The 21837-nt window shown below is 50.1% G+C and carries 15 protein-coding genes; 5 read left to right on the forward strand and 10 right to left on the reverse strand.

What is annotated here, in order from left to right:
- Nucleotides 1–275: 275 nt before the first annotated feature.
- Nucleotides 276–2297, reverse strand: coding sequence for an LTA synthase family protein (locus tag DFP97_RS17270; protein WP_245976334.1), 2022 nt, complete (start codon nt 2295–2297; stop codon nt 276–278).
- 63 nt (nt 2298–2360) lie between these two features.
- A complete protein-coding gene (locus tag DFP97_RS17275) occupies nt 2361–3506 on the reverse strand; it encodes a THUMP domain-containing class I SAM-dependent RNA methyltransferase (RefSeq protein ID WP_114381435.1) in 1146 nt (381 codons plus the stop codon).
- A 145-nt stretch (nt 3507–3651) separates the two neighbouring features.
- On the opposite strand from DFP97_RS17275, the gene DFP97_RS17280 reads away from it, so the two are divergent.
- Nucleotides 3652–4281 (forward strand): O-methyltransferase, encoded by a 630-nt coding sequence (locus DFP97_RS17280; protein ID WP_114381436.1) that lies wholly within the window; start codon nt 3652–3654, stop codon nt 4279–4281.
- 107 nt (nt 4282–4388) lie between these two features.
- On the opposite strand, the gene DFP97_RS17285 is transcribed toward DFP97_RS17280, so the two are convergent.
- Genes DFP97_RS17285 through DFP97_RS17320 form a run of 8 tightly spaced genes read right to left on the reverse strand, consistent with a single transcriptional unit; the run spans nt 4389 to nt 16493 of the window.
- Complete coding sequence (locus tag DFP97_RS17285) at nt 4389–5612, reverse strand: MFS transporter (RefSeq protein ID WP_114381437.1); 1224 nt, start codon at nt 5610–5612, stop codon at nt 4389–4391.
- Between the two features lie 21 nt (nt 5613–5633).
- A complete protein-coding gene (locus tag DFP97_RS17290; protein ID WP_114381438.1) occupies nt 5634–6314 on the reverse strand; it encodes a DUF4956 domain-containing protein in 681 nt (226 codons plus the stop codon).
- 11 nt (nt 6315–6325) lie between these two features.
- A complete protein-coding gene (locus DFP97_RS17295; protein WP_114381439.1) occupies nt 6326–7036 on the reverse strand; it encodes a polyphosphate polymerase domain-containing protein in 711 nt (236 codons plus the stop codon).
- Nucleotide 7037: 1 nt separating this feature from the next.
- Complete coding sequence (gene pelG / locus DFP97_RS17300) at nt 7038–10148, reverse strand: exopolysaccharide Pel transporter PelG (protein WP_114381440.1); 3111 nt, start codon at nt 10146–10148, stop codon at nt 7038–7040.
- Nucleotides 10124–11569 (reverse strand): GT4 family glycosyltransferase PelF, encoded by a 1446-nt coding sequence (pelF, locus tag DFP97_RS17305; protein ID WP_114381441.1) that lies wholly within the window; start codon nt 11567–11569, stop codon nt 10124–10126. Before pelF ends, pelG begins: the two co-directional genes overlap by 25 nt.
- Nucleotides 11570–11574: 5 nt before the next feature.
- Complete coding sequence (locus tag DFP97_RS17310) at nt 11575–13407, reverse strand: DUF2194 domain-containing protein (RefSeq protein WP_114381442.1); 1833 nt, start codon at nt 13405–13407, stop codon at nt 11575–11577.
- Nucleotide 13408: 1 nt separating this feature from the next.
- Nucleotides 13409–14314 carry a hypothetical protein gene (locus tag DFP97_RS17315; RefSeq protein WP_114381443.1) on the reverse strand — a complete coding sequence of 302 codons (906 nt, stop codon included), beginning with the start codon at nt 14312–14314 and terminating at the stop codon, nt 13409–13411.
- Entirely contained in the window at nt 14307–16493 is a 2187-nt protein-coding gene (locus DFP97_RS17320; RefSeq protein ID WP_114381444.1) for an NAD-dependent epimerase/dehydratase family protein, read from the reverse strand. The genes DFP97_RS17315 and DFP97_RS17320 overlap by 8 nt, the downstream gene beginning before the upstream one ends.
- A 244-nt stretch (nt 16494–16737) precedes the next feature.
- Between DFP97_RS17320 and DFP97_RS17325 the strand changes: the two genes are divergently transcribed.
- From DFP97_RS17325 to hemG, 4 genes are all read left to right on the forward strand, one after another.
- Nucleotides 16738–18147, forward strand: a complete 1410-nt coding sequence (locus tag DFP97_RS17325) for a DUF4832 domain-containing protein (RefSeq protein ID WP_114381445.1) — start codon at nt 16738–16740, stop codon at nt 18145–18147.
- 142 nt (nt 18148–18289) lie between these two features.
- Complete coding sequence (gene hemE / locus DFP97_RS17330; RefSeq protein ID WP_114381446.1) at nt 18290–19360, forward strand: uroporphyrinogen decarboxylase; 1071 nt, start codon at nt 18290–18292, stop codon at nt 19358–19360.
- A complete protein-coding gene (gene hemH, locus DFP97_RS17335; protein ID WP_114381447.1) occupies nt 19353–20306 on the forward strand; it encodes a ferrochelatase in 954 nt (317 codons plus the stop codon). Before hemE ends, hemH begins: the two co-directional genes overlap by 8 nt.
- 5 nt (nt 20307–20311) lie before the next feature.
- Nucleotides 20312–21781: a protoporphyrinogen oxidase gene (gene hemG, locus DFP97_RS17340; protein ID WP_114381498.1), complete on the forward strand. Its 1470-nt coding sequence runs from the start codon at nt 20312–20314 to the stop codon at nt 21779–21781.
- The last annotated feature ends 56 nt before the right edge of the window (nt 21782–21837 follow it).

Consider the following 21837-nt stretch of genomic DNA (forward strand, 5'->3'; position numbering starts at 1 on the left):
AATCGAAATGGATTCATGACTAGCGTACAAGGACATCAAATCCGTTATTTGCTGCAAAACAGTTATTTTAGGTGCATTCTCAGGCGTATAGCGGATCCAATGTCCGTACGATTCGCATTTCAAGCCTCTTTTACATAATTAACGGATCTTATGTCCGCATCCGTTCAAGCTAGCGGAACCCTAATCCACGCAACTCACTTGGCCATAACTTGCACAAGATAGCAGAAATAGACAAAATCAGAAAAAGTGAGCCTACTAACTTTTAAGACAGCCACTTATTGCCGGGCAGCCGTTTGGACGGCGCTTCTGTCTTTGCTTTTGACATCGACGCGTGCTTCCGTGGAGGCTTGCTCCTTAAAGTATTCGATGAGATTGTTCATCACGATTTGATCGGAGATAAGCAGTTCAGTACGCGTTTCTTCAATTGTACCGATGCAAGCATTCATATCGACAGCTGTATTAGCGGCGATATTCCAGCACTTGCCGTTCTCGGCGATCCCGTCGCTGGAAGGCATATAATAGACGGTGCCGTCTGTCCATGCGCCGCCCCGCAGAACGACCTTTTTGCCGTCAAGCGGCTGTTCGGTCAATAGCGGAGTACCGATTAAATATTGATCGGCCGTGGAAATGCCAAGCAAATGCAGGATTGTCGGCGTTACATCGAGCTGCCCGCCCACATTCGTATACGTGTCTGTATGCTCATCATTCGGCAAATGCACGAGCAGAGGGACCTGCTTTAGAATCATTTCCCGCTGCAGCTCATTTAGAGGCTCGCCGAGAAATGTCTCAAACATCTTCCAGTCCTTAATCGAATTGTCATGGTCACCGTACATGATGAAAATCGTATCGTCCCAAAGGCCTTCTGCTTTCATCCGTTCGACCAGCTCGCCGAGAGCGGCATCGACATAATGAATGGACTGCAAATAGTCACCCATTATTGTGCCGTTAAGCTTACCGACGTTAAGCTTTTTCTCCGTATCCGGCATCGTGTACGGATGATGGCTCGAGAGTGTTATAAGAAACGAGTAGAACGGCTGCTGCTGATCCGAAATGACGTCCAGCGATTGCTTGAAGAACGATTTGTCCCCCAGCGCCCAGCCGACCTTCTCATCCAAATTAAAATGCTTCAAGCTGTAAAATTTATCGTACTTCATATTGTGATACATCGTATTCCGATTCCAAAAGCCGCCTTCATAGGAGTGGAATACGGTTGTCGAATAATCGTTTTTCTTCAGCGTTTCAGGTAAACAGTCGAATTCGTTGGCAGCGTACTGGATAAACACGGCACCGTTCGTTACAGGCTGCATCGAGCAGTTGGCCGATAAATCAGCATCCGCTGTTCTGCCTTGTGCCGTCTGGTGATAAAACTGACTGAAGTACGCACTTTCTTGAATAAGCTTGTTCAAATGAGGCGTAACTTCTTGACCGCCGACGGATTTGCCTATCATAAAGTTTTGAAACGCCTCAGCTTGTACCATAAGGACGTTCTTTCCCTCATACGCGCCAAAAAGCGGATCCTGCTCCATAGCTCCCCGAAGGTCACCGCGCGCTTTCATCCATGCCCTGGCTTCCGCCGATTGCTCAGCCGTTACCGTTTCTGCATCCAGCCAATTTTGTTTCAAATAGCGAAAAACATCATAGCCGTGAAAGCCAAGCGCGCCCGTTACATTATATATGGATAAGTTCCACCATGCACCGACGAAAATACCGTGAGCCCACGTACGCTTTGCTTCATTGACATGATTGAAAACCAGCGTCGTACCGGTGACGAAAATAACAGCGCTCAGCGCGATACGTACGATTGCTTTACGCCACAACGGAGCAGTGCGGCGCGATGGGCTGCGACTATTGCGTATATCTCCGCGTCCCCGCCAAATCACATAAACCGCAAAGGGAATAATGATCAGCCAGTCAAAGAAAAAAATGAAATCTTTCACCCGCAGCAGCGTTCCGATGCTGCCGCCAAGGGAATCAACTTGGCTTAACTGCAGCAGCACAGGTACCGATATTAAATCTTGAAAGTAACGATAATAAATCAGATCGGCAAATAAAACAAAGGAGAGTATCACATTAAGGACGATGAGAGCAATAATTCGTCCCCGTGCAGGCAACCAAATAGTCCAACAGACAACGAGAAGGACCGCTCCAAGTTCAATCTGAGCGTCTATGTTATTCATAGACATTTGGTTCATTTCAAGAAATTTTGAAAACAAATAAAGCTTGGCCATCATTACGATGATAAACATGAGCAAGTCGACAGCTTTAAGCCGCTCCAGACCAATTAAGAGCATGCTCATACCGCGACGCGCCGTACTCTTTTGAGTAGGTAACAACATAAGCTTAGTGTCCTTTCTTACGTGTTAATCCCGTTTCCCGCGAGGCGGCAGGGGGCCGAAAAATTGATAGTAATTACATTCGATGCGGCCGTTAAACAGCTTGCGCTTCTTGTCGGCAGGACGTCCGAAATAATGCTCGACCGTCGTAGCCGGACTGATTGCAAAAAATGACCATGTCGGGTAATGGAGCGCGGTCAAGCCAAATTGGCGCAAAGCGGCTTCCGCTTCACTGTCGTCACCGAGACGTTCGCCGTAAGGAGGATTTGTAATCATTACGCCGTAGTCGCCCTGAGGCTTAACTTTTGCGACCGGTTGCACGGATAACTTAATATCTTTGCCGAAGCCTGCTTTCTTAATGGCAGCCTCGGCGATTTCGATAGCATTCGGATCAATATCCGACCCGGCGATTTGCAAAGGTATATCATCCTTAACTAAATCGAAAGCTTCATCGCGCGCTTCATCCCAGAGCTCGTCCGGGATAAGCGGCCAGCCTTCGCTATTAAAGCTGCGGCGCAGTCCCGGCGCAATGTTCCAGCCAATCATAGCAGCTTCTATGAGGATCGTCCCCGAACCGCAAAACGGATCGTAAAGCGGCCGTTCCGGACTCCAGCGGCTTAGTTGAACGAGTGCAGCCGCCATCGTTTCACGGATAGGCGCTTCCGTTGCTGCTTTACGATAGCCCCGTTTATGCAAACCGGCACCGGTCGTATCGAGCGTGAGCATCGCCCGGTCATTCATAAGCGTTACTTCAATTACGTAACGTCCGCCGTCCTCAGGAAACCACTCCGTTCCGTAGCGTTCCTTCATTTTTTCTACAACTGCTTTTTTGACAATACTTTGGCAGGCCGGAACACTTGTGAGCTGCGATTTTTGCGAGCGGCCGTCAACAGGGAACTCCCCGTCTTCCGGAATCCAGGTCGGCCAATCCAGCGCTTTCGTTCCTTCAAACAGCTCTTCAAAAGTAGTAGCAGGAAATTCCCCCATTTTGATAAGAATTCTACCCGCTGTGCGCAACCATAGGTTGGTACGGCAAATATCGATAGGCCCGCCTGTAAAATTAACGCGACCGTTTTCCACTTGCAGGTCGGTATAGCCCAAATCCTTCAGCTCACGTGCCACAACCGCTTCTAATCCCATCGGTGCGGTTGCAATTAGCTGTAACTTTTCCATTTTACACTCTCTCTTCATTTATAATTAGCGGCAGCAAGACCGCATAGGAAGCTTAAGCTTGTAACCTCACGAACAAAAACTTACAATCAAGTATAGGACAAATCAGGTTGTTTTTACAAATTGTAAAAATGGAGAGAGAAAAATAATGTTGCTAAATGAACAATATGTGGATTCGCTTTACGGGGAAGACACTGATCTTGAACGGGTAAAAGCAGGTATTGCCGCGAATGGAATGCCGGATATCTCAGTAGCTGACGGTTATGGAAGGCTGTTGACGATGCTGGTGACCATGTCGGGAGCACAAAAAATTATGGAAATTGGAGCGCTTGGCGGGTACAGCGGCATTTGTTTGGCGCGCGGTCTGCGAGCGGGGGGAAGTCTAGTTTCGCTGGAGCTGCTGCAAAATTATGCAGATGTTGCAAAGGTACATATGGAAGCAGCCGGGTTAGGTGACAAAGTAGAATACTTGATCGGCGATGCGAAGCAAAGCCTAGTCGAGCTGAAGTCGGCTGGCAGGAAGTTTGACTTTTTTTTCATTGACGCCGATAAGGAAGGCTATCCGGTCTATTTGAACTACGCGATCGAGCTGGCTGAGCCGGGGGCGATCATTGTAGCCGATAACATCCTGCTCCGCGGTAGAACGACAGATCCAGCCAAAGCGGGACCAGCGGTTCGGGCGGTTCGTTCCTTTAATGAAACAATCGCTTCTGACGAACGTCTCATGAGCACCGTACTGCCAGGTTACGACGGACTGGCTATTGCAATTGTCAAGTAAAGCCTAAGCTTAACAAAATAACGCCTTTGGGGGAGCCGGCATTATGACGAGCCTCGGGTTGCGTTAGGGTTATAAGCCCTCATCAACAAAAGGGACGGCGGGGAAGGTTATTCTCCTGCACGTCCCTTTATATTGATTGGCCGCTTGCGAAGCAGCGACTGCCACACCCATGCGGCGTTCACGAGCAGCATGACCGCTGATACGATGAACAGACCCTGAATGCCGATCCAGCCGGACAGGGCGCCGCCGGTAATCGGTCCGACCATGTTGCCGAGGCCAAGCGTGCTGCTGTTGAAGCTGTATGCCCGGCTTTCCATACCGTCCGGGGTGTACTTGCGGATCAAAGCATTAACGGCAGGAATCAGGCCGCCGAGAAAAATGCCTAGAACAAAGCGTGCAAGCAGCAGCTGCCATACGGTACCGGCAAATGCTTGCGGTATGAAAGCGAGAGCCGCACCGATTAGCGCAACCCCGAGCACGCGCTCCGCGCCGACGCGGTCGCTCAGCCTGCCAAGCAGCGGGGAGGCAATAAGGTTTGAAAGACCGGTAACCGAGCCGACGAAGCCGGCAAAGAACGCAAGGTTAGCGGTGGTACCGTGCAGCTCTTGTACGTAGAGCGGCATGAGCGTCATCGGACTCATCATGGCAAACTGGATAAGGAAGGTGACCGCGAACAGCGAAGTAAGCTCAGGAATGCGGCTCAGCCGCCGAAAGCCTTCAATAACGGAAGCCTGTATACGGGCAGCTGCTTTCACGCGGTCGAAAGGCTCCTTAACAACAAATAATGCAAGCAGCGACGCTGCAAATAGCAGCGCGCCGGTCAAATAAAAAATGGGCCTGAAGCCGATCGTATCCGCCAGCAGGCCGCCCATGAAAGGACCGAGTATCGTTCCGGCGATGCCGCCGGATTGAATCGTCCCCATTGCGAAGCCCATGCGGTTTTTCGGTGTCGTTGCCGAAATGAGCGCGACAGATGCAGGATTAAAGCCGGAAATCGTACCGTTCAGCATACGAAGCAGCAGCAAGTGCCATGGATTTGTAGCAAAGCCCATCAGCGCCATGACGATCGCCATCCCGAAGCCGGAGCGCAGCAGCATCATTTTGCGGCCGTAGCGGTCTGCGAGCTTCCCCCAAATCGGCTGGAAAATAAATGATGTGACAAAGTTGCCGGCAAAAATAACTCCTGCCCAAATGCCGATCTCATGCTTATCGGTTAAACCTAAATCAAACTGCAAATAAAGAGACAAAAAAGGAATGACCATCGTCATCCCAGCCATAACAAGAAATTGACCGAACCACAACACGATTAGATTTTTTTTCCACTGTTCCATAGCAATAGTATAGCACAAGTGCTACTGCGCGTAATCGCCGGTATAATTTATAAGCGAGACGTCGTTTACGCCTTCAATAGCGGACAATACATTCACGAACGCCGTGTTGTCATCTCTGAGACGAATTTCGATCGTCATCTCGATATAATCTTTTCGGACCGTTTTCGACTTGAGCGTATAGTTCAGCTTGCGGAGCTGAGACCGGACATCTGAAATTGCGACTTCCGAATGGCGGATGATGAGCAGATATGGCTGCTCACGTACTTTTCGCCTGGAAAGCCATAGCAAAACAAGACCTACCATGAGCGAGCCGATCAAGGCGATTGGGTACAATTTGGCGCCTGACGCGATGCCTGCGGAAATCGCCCAGAACATGTAGACGATGTCGAGCGGGTCTTTCACAGCTGTCCGGAAACGGACGATGCTGAGCGCGCCGACCATGCCAAGCGACAGGACGATATTCGTGCTGATGGTCATGATGATGAGCGCTGTAATCATCGTCATAAGCACAAATGTTACATTGTAATTGTAGCTGTATACGACGCCCCGGAATGTTTTTTTATAAATATAGAAGATGAACAGTCCAATACTGAAAGAGGCCATAAGACCGATCAGCACGTCAATATACGAGATGCTGCGGAACGATTCTAAATGAAGCATGCTCTTCTTGAATAGATCTTGAAAGTTAACGGTCTCTCCCATGTGCTTCTCCTCTATCGTTTGAAATGTTGCTTGGCAATTTCCCTGCAAATGACGTACTTCGAGATGGCCGAGCGATTGCTGGCATGCGGGCTGGCCAGCAGACGGATCATTTCCGGCAGGTATTCATTGAACTTGACCTCCAAAATCGTACGTGTCGGTTCCAGCGTTTCCGTCATTATAAGATGCGGATCGAACAGATCGTACGTATTGATCCCGGCTGCCAGTCTTTTGTCGAAGGTGATGCGGACATCCCCATGCTCATACACGTAGGCTTCCCGAGTATAATCGACGATGACTGCAGGACGATATCCTTCATGTACTAACGCACGGTAGAAATCCTGCACCAGCGGAATGGGCGACGATTGAAGACATGATGTATCCCCGCTCAAAATCTGATCGTAATCCTCCCTGCCGAGGCTTGCCGATTCCTTATTGACGAATTCCCCGAATTTATTCTTTCTCTCCAGCTTAATTGTCCAGTCACTACCGTTGTATATTCGTATACGGTATTTGTGACGGCGGAAGATACCATTCGTTTTGTCGAATAATGCGCTGTCCTGTGGACTGTCAAAATATAGGCTGCGGATGCCGTAGCCGTCTTTGCCGATCGCGTGAGAATCGAGAGGCAGCAGGGCGGATACGCGCTGCCGCAGCGCTAGATACTCCTGTGGGTGCAAATAATATTTCAGTTCATGCCGCAGCTTTCGACCGAGGAATTTCACGTTACTCCACCTTCGCTTCCCTTACTCCGTAATAGGGGGTGTCTTCCATATCGTAATAAATATCAAAAGCGATTTGAGTATGTCCCAACTTATCGCGAGCAATAACCTTCCAGTAGTACGTGCCAGGAGAAAGCGTAACCTCGGTCGTTGTGCTCTGTAAATTAAGCCGCTTCTCGATGATTTGTGTGAAAGCAGGATCCTTCGCGACAGTAAAGTCGTAAAAAAGGTCATCGCCCTGCAGGTCGAACGCCGGATCCCAAACGAATGACTGTTTTCCATCTTTTCTCTCGATTTCTCCGAGAAAGAAGGGCTTCGGCTTCTCCACATCCTCTTTAAAACGCTCCAGAGATCGAAGCGGAACACCCATAATCTGCTCATATTCATCACTCAGCCCGTTGACATCTATCGGCATGAATCCAATATCGGGCACCCGTTTGATGAACGGCTCGGCTACGCTGCGCAAGGGGGGCAGTATTTTCGCGACGGTATCGTTATTGATGGTCACATAGAGTTCGTCAATCTTGTCCTTTAGCATCTGGACGTGCTCTTCGCTGCGGAAAAAACGGTTGTGAAGCCGGCTGCCCCAGAAGTTACTTATTCCACTCGAGTAATCACTAATGCTGCGCAAACCGCGTTGCAGCTCCCAGCCGCCATCATAGTCCCACGGGAGGAAGTACCATTTGCTCGAGTTAAGCGGAGAATAGAGCAGGAAATTGTGCGCGTTGGTATCCATGTTGTCCATCAATATGTTGGCCGCGGCCCACGTTAAGTAATTATCGAGGTCAAAATGCTTCTCGAACACGTCATCGATTGGAATCGCCATATTGTTTACGTCTTCCAGCATCGCGATCAGCTTTTCGTGCTCCTCGCGCCCGTTAATTTCGAGTCTCGTCTCGAACAATGCTTTATCGTAATTCGGATCAGACAATGGTTTTATTTCTTCTGGGTAACGGAAAAACTCAAACATAACCGCTTTGTACAGCTGGCCGTACGGATCGAGCCAATGGTTTTTCAAAAACGTTTCGTTCGGCTGCTCGATTTGGGTAAACAAGCCATAGTCCTCGAATGGTTTGTCCTCCTTGCCACCTTCGGACAAGTCTCTAACGTACAGATGAACGAACTGTGTGCGAAGGCTAGTCATACTCGGAAGCGTTTCGAAAATATCGAAGCTGAGCTTGTTGCGGATCCGCGAAGGGTCGTAAGCATGCTTGTTCAGATTAAGTGTCCGCTGATCATGCCAAAGGCCGGCCTGATCGTTGAGTTTAATTTTGTAAGAACGCTGCGATGCATATCTTGCCGTATTGCCGCGAAGAGTGATTGTTCCATTCGCATCCGTTGTTCCGTATCCGAACATGCCGGATTTCGGCCCGCTGCCGTCAGCCGCGCCTTCTTGAACGATGACCTTCAAGTCGCCTTCCTCCATGCGTTCGCTTATCCGGTTTAGTTCATACCATGTCAAAGGCTGGTCATTGTCAGGGTCATCCTGCAGGATGGTAATGTACATCGGTACGACCGAAGTATCATTGTCGCGCTCGTAGAGCTTCTTGTCTTCAGTTAAGCCGATCTTCTGAACAACACTAGGCGCGTCTGAACCGATGTCGTTTTCGTCTGTTAGCATGTCTGCGTTGCTGTTGTCAGAACAGGCAGATAGCAGCACGGCAACTCCAACGAGAAGCACGGCGGTCATCGACGTTTTGCCGCGCAATCGTCGTAAGAAAGACGATTTTCGGGGAGCGGTAATGGGCTGAGAACAGAATGTGTAATAATCGATGTTTCGTACGTACAGCATCAGCCTGCCGAGCGCTGCGGCAAGGGTCAGCAGCGCTGCGAGAAACAAGCCAAGCCCGTGGTAGCCCTTATGCATCGTCCAGAACGTAAGCGCGGCATTTAAGACGACGAACAGGCCGCTAATAATCAACACACCCTTGCGGTCATCGAAGTAAAGCATCATCAGCATGACAATAAAGGCGGTAATGAACAGAAAATAACCGAGCACCAAAATAGTAAACGCATAAAACTGTTCCATCGTGAAGCCGATTGCCGGAAGAATCTTGATGCCAAGCGCCAGCGATACGATGGTAAACAGCAGCTGAACCTCCATAATGAAGCTGATTTCCTGAATGAGTGTGCGCTGCATTTCCTTCTTGGCTAACGTAATGTCGGTTAGCGTGCCGCCGTTTAATATTTTGTCGTAGTAGGCACGGAATTTCTCATAGAATGACGTTTCAACTGACACGACGAACGTGACAAGCGTCGGAACGACAGTCAAATAAGCGTAGAAAACCGGTAAATCGAAAAATGGCGAAATAGCATAATGCTCAGCGACGCGAAACTGTTCGGGTCCGAACCAATAGACGAAGCTGTGGATGTATACGCCTGCGTAGAAGAACGTCCCGATGAAGAAAAGCGACGGATACTTGCCGAAATAGGATAGAAAGCTCCAATAAATCCGGCTTTGCTTTGGCGGGAAAAATTGCTCAAAATGTATGGCAGACAAAAGCACGACGATAAAAAAGCCGGCTGCAATCGCTGTCAGCACGGATGTGGCGCTGTCATAAGGAGTATAGTACAACAGCAGCCATGCACCGATCGTCGCGCAGATGACGCCGATCAGAAAGCTTCTCACGATCCGTTTGTAATCTTTAAGCGCAGACAAATGGACTGTTTGCAGCCAGATTATGATCAGCTCGGAGAACAGCAGGTAAGTAGCTATTTTATAGCCGAATCCGACCGGCATGCCGCGCAGGAACAGCCAAGCGGCTAGCGCTCCGAAAGGCAGGCAAACAGCCATCGAGCCGTAATAGGAAGAGAGTAGGTGTTCATACTTTTTCAAGTACATCATGTCGGCGATGAACCGGGTCAGCACCATCGACAGCCCGCCGGTAATTAATACGGAGAAGATGAAGCAGTAGACGATTGTCGTCAGGAATAGCTCCTTCTCCAGAAATGATACGCCAGATAGCGTCATCAGCCACTGCATGCCTACGACCATGAACATACAAAGCATCATCGGTCCAATTGTGGTCAGTGACGAGTAGGCATATGCTATGAAATGATTCAACAGCCCCTGACCGTTAAAGAGCTTTCTCAGCTCGAAGCCGATGCCTGCCATTGATTCCCCTCCTTGTAATCCGCATACAGCTTACGGTAACTCTCGATAAATTTCTCCCGGGTATAAGAGACATTGATGCGCGACAGCCCGTTGCTGCCCATTTCCTCCCGGAGAATACGGTTTTTGCATAACTTAATGATCGCTGACGCCATCTGGTCGTAATGCATGACCGGCACCACGATTCCGGCATGTCCGATCCCGTCGTCCAGCCCTTGCAGCAATTCTTTGCAACTGCCGACATCTGTCGTTACGCACGGCTTGGACGCCGCCATCGCTTCCAGAACGGCAAGAGGCATGCCTTCGCTTACGCTGGAGAGAAGAATAATATCCATCCGGGCGAGATAGTCTTTGATCCGAACCGCGCCCGTGAAGATGACATCCGTCACCTGAAGCGTCTCCACCAGCTGCAGGCATTCCGCATAATACTCCTCGTTCTCTTCGGCTGGACCCATAATATACAGCTCGGCTTCCGGTACCTCGCGCTTTACGAGAACGAAGCTTTGGATCATCGTCTTGATATCTTTGATCGGCACGATACGTACGATGGCACCTAAGCGGATTTTGTCGTTATCGCCTTCAGAAGGGCCAGCGACATCGGCATAGTCGGATACATTAACGCCGTTTGGAATAATTTTGATTTTATTCTCGTCGCAGCCAAGCTCGATTTCAATTTCCCGGTTACGGTTGAAAAGGGTAATCACTTCGTCGGTGTACTCGTAAGCGGCTTCGGAAAGCCGGTAGAAATACTCGATCCACAGATCTTTGAAGTAGCCTTTGACCCAGTCCGCTTTAATGATTTCTTCCTCTCGTTCGCGTGAATAGATGCCATGCTCGGTCAGCACGTAAGGCTTGCCGTACAAATGCTTGGCGAGCGCGCCGACGACACCGGCATATCCGGTCGATACGCTATGATATAAGTCAGCCTTCGGTATGTCGCCCCGAATGGTCTGGAAGAGCGGGAGGATCATGGATCGCACGGTCCAGAACATTTCCGTAAACGGTACTTGGGCGTATTTTGCCTGGCATAGCTCAACCAGAATATCAAAATAATCCTTGCTCATAAGAAAATCAGCCACCGCTCGCAGCTTCTTTGCCCGGAGCAGGTCAAAGATACCGCTCCATTCGACTTCACCGCCTGCGCCGAGCAGTGAACGGAACGCGTTTTGTTGTGCATGCGATAGACGGAAGCGGTGACCGCTTTCGCCATTTTCGCGCAAATACGCATCCAAAAACATCTCCTTCACATCCGAAACGTTGGGAGGAAGCGTGTATTTGAACTGGCCGCGCTGCTTCTCGTTTGCGACGATGGCGTAGATGACGAATTCGTGCTCCGGCATATTGGAGATTAGTGAATGAATCCAGCTTGACACACCACCGGTTATGTGAGGGTATGAGCCCTCCGCAATGATGCAAATTCGCATTATCGTTAATCACCCAATTCAATGTCAAATTCCGCTTTGCCAGCGGTTATCAAATAAGTGCCATCGTCGATTTTGAGGACCGTGCAGCCCACATGCGATCGTATCGTCTTTTCCGTCCGGAGTATGAAGAACGCTTCGCTTCGATAAGGTTGAATCGAACCGTGCAGCGTCGGTCCGCTGCGATTCCATTCGACGCTGCTTGAAAGCATCTCCGCCATGCCGTTCGCCGCTTCCGTCGAAGTCATTGGCCTTAACCACGGATACGTTGTGTCAAGCCGGGCCAGCATGTCTGAATATTTCTCGTACAGCTTCTCCCAGTTCAAGCCGCGGTTGCGTTCCGTATTGAGCAAGTCATCGGGATGAAGAAAGTGGGAGAAGATGCCGAGCGAGGTCATCGTACTTGCTTCCGCCCACCTCTCGAAGGTACCTTCCAAATAGCCTGATGTTACCCGCGGCATCTCGAGAATGCCATCCTTCGCAATCTCGTATTCCTGTACGTAAGCAAGTCCGGATGCATCCTCGCCGTATAATGAGGATATAACCGCGATATCAGGCCAGCCCTTCTTGAGCGCCTCCCGGCCTTCCGGACTAAGCACGTTGGAGGGGGGGACGTAGGTCAGCATCGTATAGTTCGGAAAAGCCGTCTTAGCGAAACGGACAACTTCTTCAATAGCTTTAGCCATATCATCGACACTTTGCCATGCGTTATAGCCGAATTCATCCGCAACCGCTTGCGAGAGAATAAGCGACTGGTGATTGTAGCCGTGAAGGCCGATTTCGCCGCCGCTCTTTAGCACCTCGCGCCCATAAGAGATGAGTCCTTCTTCGTCGGCATCTTTCGGAGACCGGAACGGAGGCGTAATCTCGTCGTGGTAGGATTCGATCAGTACGGCCGAATATCTGATGTCGAACCGTTTTGCGGCTTTGAGCATGTCGGGCCACCACACATCCCGGAAGAAGGTCGGCCGGTCCCTGCGGAAATCGCGGTATATGGCGGCGTCGAGCACCTTGCTGATCGGGGCGGGGAAATCGTCTATGTACATGATTTTTGAATTGAATATCGGGTAGATAAAATCTGGCTGCAGCATAGAAATTGCGCCCGCGAGCAGCCCGCGGTTTATTTTTTCTTGAAGCATAGCACCGTTAAACACCATGAATTTACCTTCGCCGTATGGGAACTCCCACAGAAGCGGCATGCCGCTTGCCGTTGTGGCATGCATCCGGCTTTTCTCGTCCAGTTCGACGCTCATGACTGGGTTGGTGACGAACGAATCATCGATGAGAAGCCCTCTCTCCCCAATCAGTACATTGGAGGTGAGCTTAATGCCCTGGGAATCGGAAATGTCTCCCACATCGAGAATTCCCATCTTCCGGTACAACCGAAAAAAGGCGTCGTCCTGCACGGGCTGTACCGTCAAGAAAGCATAGCCACCCTGATTGACATAATCGGCGAGCACCTGCGTCTCTCCAAGCAGCCCCAACTGCTGCACGGATACGAGCACCGCTTCGCACCCTGAAGGGTTCAGCTCCCTTTGCCGGATGTCGATGTCTTTAACCGGCTTTTTCATATATTGAAGCACGTGCAGCGCTTGATCGTTTACCTTAACGCTGTATTCGTCGGCGCCGTCGAACGCCAGGCAGTAAGGAGGGGCGGCTGTTGAGGAAGCAGGGCGGCTTGCAACGGCATCTTTCCACTGTTTGACGCTGCTGTTCATCTGCTCGTTGCTGCTGAACTGCAGAACAAACTGGGATTGGGTGATTTGCACGCCTATTGCCAGCAGCACGACGCCGATGATAATAAGATAGACATTCCGGTTTAATCTGATTTTTGGTTTCATGCTATCCTCCTTCCGACCAGAATCGGACAGCGGTCATTGCCTTGCTCGACAAACGGATGGACGACCGCTTCAATTGCTCCAGCGTCTGCTTCAACTGCTCAGAGGAGCGTAGAGAAAAATAAACGTTCATCAAGCCGAGATATGCGTCCTCGCTGTGCGGAAAACGCTCAAGAAATCGTCTGGCCGTCTGTTCGGCTGCGGCATATTCGCCAAGGTCCAATTCGGTTTCCACCTTTTCCGCATAAGCACCGGCTGCATCGGGAGCTGCTTCGATCAGCTTCCCGAGTACCTCAGCGTAGGTATGCTTATGTTTGAGCATCGTCCGGTCATCGAGGAAGCCGCTTCGCATATAGCTTTTCAGGACGTCAGCGTAAGAGGAGAGCAAATAAGCGTCATGCTTGTTGTCTTCATATTTGACAGACAGCTCCTGCAGCGTCAGCGTCAACTTGCGTTTGATTTCCATAATTGCGCTGACGGCATAATGGGATGTCTCCGTATCTTCGTTGCTGACCGCAAGTCGTAGCACCTCGAGATATTCCAGAGAATCCTGCTTCAGCAAATCGATCATGATGCGCCTTCGAGTCGTCAAATCGTTCACGAGAAGCGCTTCCTCGAGCGGTACGACGTTCATTTCTTTCTCGGTTTCCGGTTTCCTGTAAACGCCGGTATGCCCGCTCAAGTCACCTATAGAAACGGCTACATCCAATTCGGCAATGCGAGCGGCTGCGCGGCTTGCGTTCCGATCATGCCACCTTCTCCGCCAAAATAACGGAAGCAGGAAACCGATTACCGGAAGCGCTGCGGCGAGAACGAAGCGGAGCAGCCATTCCCGCTTGTCCTTTCTGTGATAGATTCCGAGAAGAAAACTGCATAAGAGCAAGTAGGAGATAAATATCAAATCAAACATACATTAAATCCTCTTTCATAATGTCCAATTTGATGTTGTTTCTGTAGAATCGGTTCAGCACGAACTCAGCGTCCTGCTGACCGGAATTGCTCAGAAGGATGAGAAGCTGTCCGTCCTGCCCAAGACCCAGATAGTCAGTTTCCCGCAGCGAGCGGAAAATTTGATTTGCAAGATCCGGCGAGACATCGGCCGCCGAACCGGCGGAGAGCAGCACGAATTCAACGCCATGCTTGTTGCTGGCCAGTCTCTTGCTGGCAAGTATGTCAGCGAATACATCGGGTTTCAGCACTTGCGAGCCCTCGAGGTAGCGCTGGCTACCTGTCGCCTCTACATAAGAGAGTGCACGAGACAAGGAGGAGGAGATAAGGTCGATGGTGATTTTGAACAGATTTTGATAATAAAGCGAAAAATTATCAAATCTCATTTCGTGCAGCGACACGACGGCAACCACTTCCCCGTTGCTTAATACCGGAGCTGAGAGCAGCGGAGAATCCCCATGAAGCTCCTTGTTAATATAGATCTTTTTATTGCCGAGCAGTTGCTTGATATAGGGATAATCTTCAACCTTTATCGATTTGGGCGCCTCGAAGTCATTGCCGCTTGAACGTGCTGCGATCCGCAGGTAGTTTTTATACTTATTAACGGTATAGATCGTAACCATTTGGGATTTCATAATAGACTCAACGACGCTTACGGTGGATGTGAAAATTTTCTCGGGCTCTAGGCTTTCCAGCTCTTTGGTGACGGAATAAATTTTGCCGAAGCTGTCGCCGTTGTTCATAATTTGCTGCTGAAGCTCTTCCTTCACTGTTCGCGTTTCTTCGTAAACTTCATTCAGAAACGTATATTTCTCTTGGAGCGCATTAAGCTGCCGCTCTTTGCTTTTTAATGCGTTTGTTCTCCGATCAATCGAGTATCCGACGACCAGTCCGATGAACAGGTAAATAGCGATCTGAAAGAAGAGGTCGGTGCCGTAAAACAGCGAGATTAGATCGTACCCGTTTTCTAGTAGGTTGTATGTATAAAGCGCTACGGATAAGATAACGGCCACAATAGATTGACGGTTTCCGTAAACTATGCCGATTATAATGATGTAGATAAGTTTTATATCGATAAAATTGTATTGCGTATCTTCGATTGCTAACGTCAACCAAGCCGCAAGAGCAAACGCCAGCACATTTTCCGCATACGGGATTATTCCTTTCACGGCACGGCTAATAAAGGAAGGGTTCTCGTTTTCTGGCTTCGCTATTTTTTCATCGGGTGTGCGCTCGTTTTTGAACCAATCATAGGTGCGGTGAAGACCTTCCTGGAAGCTGTACTTAGGCGCCCAATCGAGGTCCCTTCCGATGCGCGCGTTATCAAGTGAAGAACGGTAGATATCACCTTGGCGGACATCACGATAGGATACGGACGCTTTACCGTGCAAGCTGCGCAGCCATTCAATCAGATCGTTCACGCTATTCTCGGTGTTAGTGGACAGGTTGTAGACGCCGGTCAGATCCGAATAGGAGGCACGGTAAATTGCATCGGCCACATCCTCCACATAAACAAAATCCCTAGTCTGCCCGCCGTCTCCGAAGACGATCAGATCCTTGCCACCTGTCGCCCGCTCCATGAAAATGGAAACGACCCCGCCCTCGCCGAGACTGTCCTGACGAGGACCGTACACATTCGAGAAACGAAAGCTTAGCGTCTCCAAACCGTAAATTTCCTGCCACTTCAAACAGTAGGTTTCACCAATCATTTTGTTGATGGCGTATGGCGATATTGGACTGCAGGGCGCTGATTCCGAAAGCGGCAGCTGGTCGTTCATGCCGTAAACGGCGGCGGAAGAAGCAAAAATAAATTTTTTGACTCCGTATTTATGAGATAATACAAGCATGTTGGAGAGGCCGAGCACATTGGATTTCGTATCTTGTCTCGGGTTTTCCATCGAGGCGGCTACGCTTACCTGCGCGGCCAAATGGATAACGGCGTCAAAGCGGTTATTGCGGAAAATTTCTTCGCAGTTGCGATCTTCGACTGATAAAATATAAGACTTATGTTTGAAATCGACGTTTCGTTTGTTTCCTGAAGACAAATTATCTATAATGGAAACCTCGTAACCTTCTTTACTAAACCGCTCTGCTACGAAGGAGCCAATAAAGCCGTATCCGCCCGTGACAAGCACTCTCATTAATCATCACTCCATACGCGAGAGGTATTCGACATCATTCGATATTATCATAGCATTTTCTGCAAACTATTTATTGAATAAATCGACCTGTCTATTTCTATTATTATCTCATATTATAGTAGAAAATAAAACCAAAGGCCCAAGTTTATTAAACAGGAAAGTAATAACTAGGTATAATTATCCATGGTTGATAAGGTTTTGATCGCGATTTTGTATATTTCGAAAATAGAAGGAGGGTTGCTTGATGTCGAAGCAACATAGGTTTTTGACTGTTCTTGTCGTTTTTTTAATCAGTGCGATCGGGCTATTACTAGGTAGAGGGCTATATGCGGAAGCGCAGATTCCGGTTGTTTCGTTCTTTCCCGCCGAAACGGATGAAGTGCTTGCCAATCCCTATATGGGTTTTGCAGTAGATGCCAAATATGACGATGCGAAGCAGCCGTTTCGGCTTGCGCATGCCAATTTGACGTGGCGCGAGATTGAACCGGTGAAAGGGAAGTATGCGTTTGATGAGATTGAGCGCAAATATAATTTTGCCTCTTGGAAGCAGAAAGGCGTGAAGCTCGTCGTGCGGGTGGTGCTGGATTACCCAACGGAGGACGCCCATATGGATATACCTGAATGGCTTTACGTCGAAACAGGGAAGAAAGGCACCAGTTATAATACCGACTACGGCAAAGGATTTAGTCCGGATTATAATGAACCCGCTTTGATCAGCAACCATAAACGGCTTATAGCCGCCTTGGCAAAACAATATAATAATGATCCGCTTATTGCCTTCATACAGCTTGGAAGCATGGGCCATTGGGGCGAGTGGCATACGCGGAACGATAAACAAGCGCGCATTCCATTTCCTAAGCGTTCAGTTTCGGACCAATACGCGGGACATTATATAAAATACTTTACGGCAAAACCGCTGCTAATGCGCAGACCGCATGCGATTGCGGCCAAAAACGGGCTTGGACTGTATAACGACGCATTCGGAAAACGCGACGCGACGGTGGACGGATTTCTGAACTGGTATACGAAAGGCTATACGTCATGGCTTACGCAGGAGAAGGAACCAGCTATGCCGAACTTCTGGACTAAGGCGCCGAGCGGCGGAGAATTTGCTGACGAGAAAAAGTACTTGCGCGACGGTGCTATCGAAGAGACGTTGCGTCAGGCTAGACTGACGCACGTTACGTGGATGGGACCGAATGCTCCTTCGCTCGAGGAGCCGGGCGGTGAACTGCAGGAAAACATCGATAGGTTTCTGAAGACGATTGGTTACCGTTTCGTCATCACCAAAGAGTCCAACGAGGCTGAAGTGGATGCGGGAAGCCTGCTGAACGTCACAATCGAAGTGAGGAACCGGGGAGTGGCGCCGTTTTATTTCCGTTGGCCGGTTGAATTGTCGCTCAGCGACCAGAATGGGAAAATCGTAGCAGTCGCCAAGCCGGATATCGATATCCGCAAATGGCTGCCTGGAACTCACAAAGTCGCGGCACATCTAAATGTTCCGGAACTTTTACCCAATGGCGAGTATACCGTCAACGCTGCAATTCTCGATCCGGAGACTGGAAAACCGGGGTTAGAGTTCGCAAATAACGGCAAGCGGGCCGACGGCCGCTACGCGCTTGGCTCCGTGATCGTGAACGGAACGGGAAATTGACGGATTTTTCATTCGCTCTTCATGCAAGCACACGCTGATTGTCATACTATTGTCATAGGAAGACTAAAAGCGGCGGTTGTTAGGTCTTATGAAAAAGGGCATAATGGTAGCATAGGAAAATTCATAGAAATGGGGAACGGGGATGTCTTATAACGACCGTTTCATACGGGCTTGCCGGAAGGAACACGTAGATCGGGTACCTGTATGGTACATGCGACAGGCAGGACGGTACGACCCTGATTATCGCAAAATAAAAGAAAAATATTCGTTGCTTGAAATATGCAAACAGCCTGAGCTGGCAGCAGAAGTGACCATGATGCCGGTCCGCAAGCTGGGCGTCGATGCCGCTATCTTGTATTCGGACATTATGAATCCGGTTGCGTCGATTGGTATTGATTTTGACATCGTGGCCAACATTGGGCCTGTCATCCACAACCCCATCCGCTCAGCCGCTGACGTTGACCGCCTGAAGCCGATTGACGTTGAGGGCGATTTAGGTCATGTGCTTAAGACGATTCGCATACTGGATCGGGAGCTTGAGGTGCCGCTTATTACGTTCGCCGGCGCACCGTTCACAATTGCCAGCTATTTAATTGAAGGAAAACCTTCGAAAAATTATTTGCGCACGAAAGAAATGATGTATAGCGAGCCCAAAGTATGGCATGAGCTGATGCGGAAGCTTGGCGATATGGTCATTGCTTATTTGCGCGCGCATATGGCGGCGGGCGGAAAAGCGTTTCAGCTGTTTGACAGCTGGGTAGGCGCGCTGGCACCGGCAGATTTCAGGCAGTTCGTGCTGCCGACGATTGAACGGATTTTTGCGGAGCTGTCGGACTTGCCGCAGCCGAAAATTTATTTCCCGGGCGTAAGCTCGGGAGAACTGCTGCCGGATCTGCGCAGCTTGAAGTCTGATGTCATTGGACTAGATTGGCGCGTGTCGATCGCAGAAGGCAGACGGAGATTGGATGGCGGTTTCGCGGTGCAGGGAAACCTGGATCCGACCATTCTAACCGCTCCTATCAGCGTCATTGAATCGTATGCCAAAGAAATTATTGATAGCGGTATTGAGGAACCGGGTTTTATATTCAACCTGGGACACGGCTTATTTCCTGAAGCGTCGCTTGAGAAGCTGGCTGAATTGACCGCTTTCGTTCATTCGTATTCAGAGAAAGCAATCGCAGCGCGGGGCCAGAAGGAGGCCAGCCATGTCTGAGCTAAATAGGAAACAGACTGGCGTGCTCGTCATGTCCTACGGCACACCGGAGTCGATGGACGACGTCGAAGCGTATTATACGCATATACGGCGCGGTCACGCACCAACGCCTGAGCTGCTGGCAGAGCTGAAGGGACGATACGAAGCGATTGTAGGCGGCGTATTCCCATTACGGGAAAATACGAACGGTCAAGTAGCCGGCTTACAGGACAAGCTGGAGCAGCTTGCTCCGGGTCAATTCGTTTGCTACCAAGGCTTGAAGCATGCGAAGCCGTATATTGAAGACGGCGTGGAGCGGATGGCAAAGGACGGCATTACGCAAGCTGTAGGTATCGTGCTTGCGCCACATTTTTCGACAATGAGCGTTGGAAGCTACATGAAGCGAGCGCAGGAAAAGGCAGCGGAGCTTGGTGTGGAGATGACCTTCGTCAGACAATATCATATGCATCCGAAGATATTGAAGGCGTTAACGGACCGGGTGGTAGACGGATTAAGCCGCTTATCTGAGGAAATGGATGGTGAAGGGCGGGTTAAAGTGCTGTTCAGCGCGCACAGCCTGCCTGAGAAAATACGTGAGCTTGACGATCCGTATGAGCAGCAATTGCTGGAGACGTCGGCAGCGGTTGCGAAGGCGGCTCATGTGAAGGATTGGCAGTTTTCGTGGCAGAGCGCGGGACGGACTAGAGAACCGTGGCTCGGGCCGGATATTTTGGAGACATTGCCGGGACTCGCTGAAGAAGGCGTAAAAGCGGTGCTCGTTGCGCCGGTCGGGTTCGTATCGGATCATCTGGAAGTTCTGTATGACCTCGATATTGAAGCGAAGGCAGCAGCGAAGGAACTAGGTATGACACTTGACAGAATAGCGATGCTGAATCGCGATCCATTATATATGGAAACGTTGGCGGAGTCGGTCATCGAGGCCTTGGACAGCCAAGGGAAGGAATGAAGGATATGCGGAGAATCGGAAACCCTGATCGAATTGTCATTATTGGCGGAGGGATCAGCGGACTGAGCTCCGCTTTTTATTTGCAGCGGGAAGCGGAGCGGCAAGGCAAGGACATCGAAATCACGATTATCGACGGTTCACCTGTCTTTGGCGGAAAAATAAATACGCTGCAGCGTGGCGGCTTCGTCATCGAGAAAGGCCCGGATTCTTTTCTGGCGCGTAAGCTTGCTATTATTGACTTGGCTAAGGAGCTGGGTATCGAAGAGGAGCTAACGACAACGAATCCGGGAGCAAAAAAAACGTATATTTTGCATGATCGCAAACTGTTTCCGATGCCCCCCGGTCTAGTGCTGGGCATACCAACCGAAATTGGGCCGTTCGCGATGACGGGGTTGCTGTCATGGGGCGGAAAGCTGCGCGCGCTGCTAGATTTGGTGCTGCCTGTCCGCAAAGAGCAGGGCGATGAGTCACTCGGGGGCTTCCTCGAGCGCCGTGTAGGCACACAAGTCATGCGGCGGATTGCCGAGCCTTTGCTTGCCGGTATTTACGCCGGCGATTTGAAGAAGCTGAGCCTCCAGGCGACGTTTCCGCAATTTGCCGCTGCTGAGCGGAAGCACGGCAGTCTAATTCGCGGTATGCAGCATAACCGCAAGGCGAGTGCCGCTGCGGCAGCATTGCCGGCGATTGCAAAGGGAGGAACCTTCCTTACGTTTAAGGGAGGTTTGTCGACGCTAGTGAATGCTCTTGAAGAAGCTCTGAGCGGTGCTCAAAAGCGGCTTGGCGTAAAGGTTACGGAAATTCGCAAGGCGGATGCAGGAGACGGAGCAGCTTCGGGAGTATCTAAGGGATTGGCGGATTCTCGTTATGAGGTTGTCCTGGATAGCGGAGAACGATTACAGGCTGACCGGATCGTTATGACGGCGCCGGCCTATGATGCGGCTGATCTTCTTGGGCCGTTAACTGATTGCCGTGAGCTGCGGGCGATTAACTACGTGTCCGTTGCCAATGTGGTCATGGCGTTTGACAAAGCGACGTTCGGGCTTGATTTTGACGGGTCGGGATTCGTGGTTCCCCGCTCGGAAGGATTGCATATAACGGCTTGCACATGGACATCTAACAAATGGCTTCATACGAGTCCGGATGATAAGGTGCTGCTGCGCTGCTATGTTGGCCGGTCGGGGGACGAGGAAAGCGTCAAGCTGTCGGACGAGGAGCTGCTTAAGGCTGTCCGAAGTGACATTAAGAAAACGATGGGCATTACGTCTGAACCTCTATTTACCGAAATTACGCGATTACCTCGTTCGATGCCGCAATATCCTGTCGGACACGTCGATAATATGAAACGGCTGCGCTCTAGACTTGAACAGGACCTGCCGGGCATTTGGGTGACGGGTGCTGCATTCGACGGCGTTGGGCTTCCGGATTGTATTAGACAAGGCAAAGAAGCGGCTCAAGCGATTCTAGCAGCGGAATAATAGTTTCCCCATCATAGACCGAAGATTGATATAATGGAGAAGTCTTTTGTATTTTA

This window comes from Paenibacillus prosopidis, assembly GCF_003337375.1.
Lineage (GTDB): Bacteria > Bacillota > Bacilli > Paenibacillales > Paenibacillaceae > Pristimantibacillus > Pristimantibacillus prosopidis.

What these genes read in the sequence shown, in the direction of transcription:
- pelF (WP_114381441.1), bottom strand. Translation starts at nt 11,569, where the DNA reads ATGCGAATTTGCATCATTGCGGAGGGCTCATACCCTCACATAACCGGT.
- DFP97_RS17280 (WP_114381436.1), top strand. Translation starts at nt 3,652, where the DNA reads ATGTTGCTAAATGAACAATATGTGGATTCGCTTTACGGGGAAGACACT.
- DFP97_RS17310 (WP_114381442.1), bottom strand. Translation starts at nt 13,407, where the DNA reads ATGAAACCAAAAATCAGATTAAACCGGAATGTCTATCTTATTATCATC.
- hemH (WP_114381447.1), top strand. Translation starts at nt 19,353, where the DNA reads ATGTCTGAGCTAAATAGGAAACAGACTGGCGTGCTCGTCATGTCCTAC.
- DFP97_RS17320 (WP_114381444.1), bottom strand. Translation starts at nt 16,493, where the DNA reads ATGAGAGTGCTTGTCACGGGCGGATACGGCTTTATTGGCTCCTTCGTA.
- hemG (WP_114381498.1), top strand. Translation starts at nt 20,312, where the DNA reads ATGCGGAGAATCGGAAACCCTGATCGAATTGTCATTATTGGCGGAGGG.
- DFP97_RS17285 (WP_114381437.1), bottom strand. Translation starts at nt 5,612, where the DNA reads ATGGAACAGTGGAAAAAAAATCTAATCGTGTTGTGGTTCGGTCAATTT.
- DFP97_RS17290 (WP_114381438.1), bottom strand. Translation starts at nt 6,314, where the DNA reads ATGGGAGAGACCGTTAACTTTCAAGATCTATTCAAGAAGAGCATGCTT.
- DFP97_RS17315 (WP_114381443.1), bottom strand. Translation starts at nt 14,314, where the DNA reads ATGTTTGATTTGATATTTATCTCCTACTTGCTCTTATGCAGTTTTCTT.
- DFP97_RS17275 (WP_114381435.1), bottom strand. Translation starts at nt 3,506, where the DNA reads ATGGAAAAGTTACAGCTAATTGCAACCGCACCGATGGGATTAGAAGCG.
- DFP97_RS17270 (WP_245976334.1), bottom strand. Translation starts at nt 2,297, where the DNA reads ATGAGCATGCTCTTAATTGGTCTGGAGCGGCTTAAAGCTGTCGACTTG.
- DFP97_RS17325 (WP_114381445.1), top strand. Translation starts at nt 16,738, where the DNA reads ATGTCGAAGCAACATAGGTTTTTGACTGTTCTTGTCGTTTTTTTAATC.
- hemE (WP_114381446.1), top strand. Translation starts at nt 18,290, where the DNA reads ATGTCTTATAACGACCGTTTCATACGGGCTTGCCGGAAGGAACACGTA.
- pelG (WP_114381440.1), bottom strand. Translation starts at nt 10,148, where the DNA reads ATGGCAGGCATCGGCTTCGAGCTGAGAAAGCTCTTTAACGGTCAGGGG.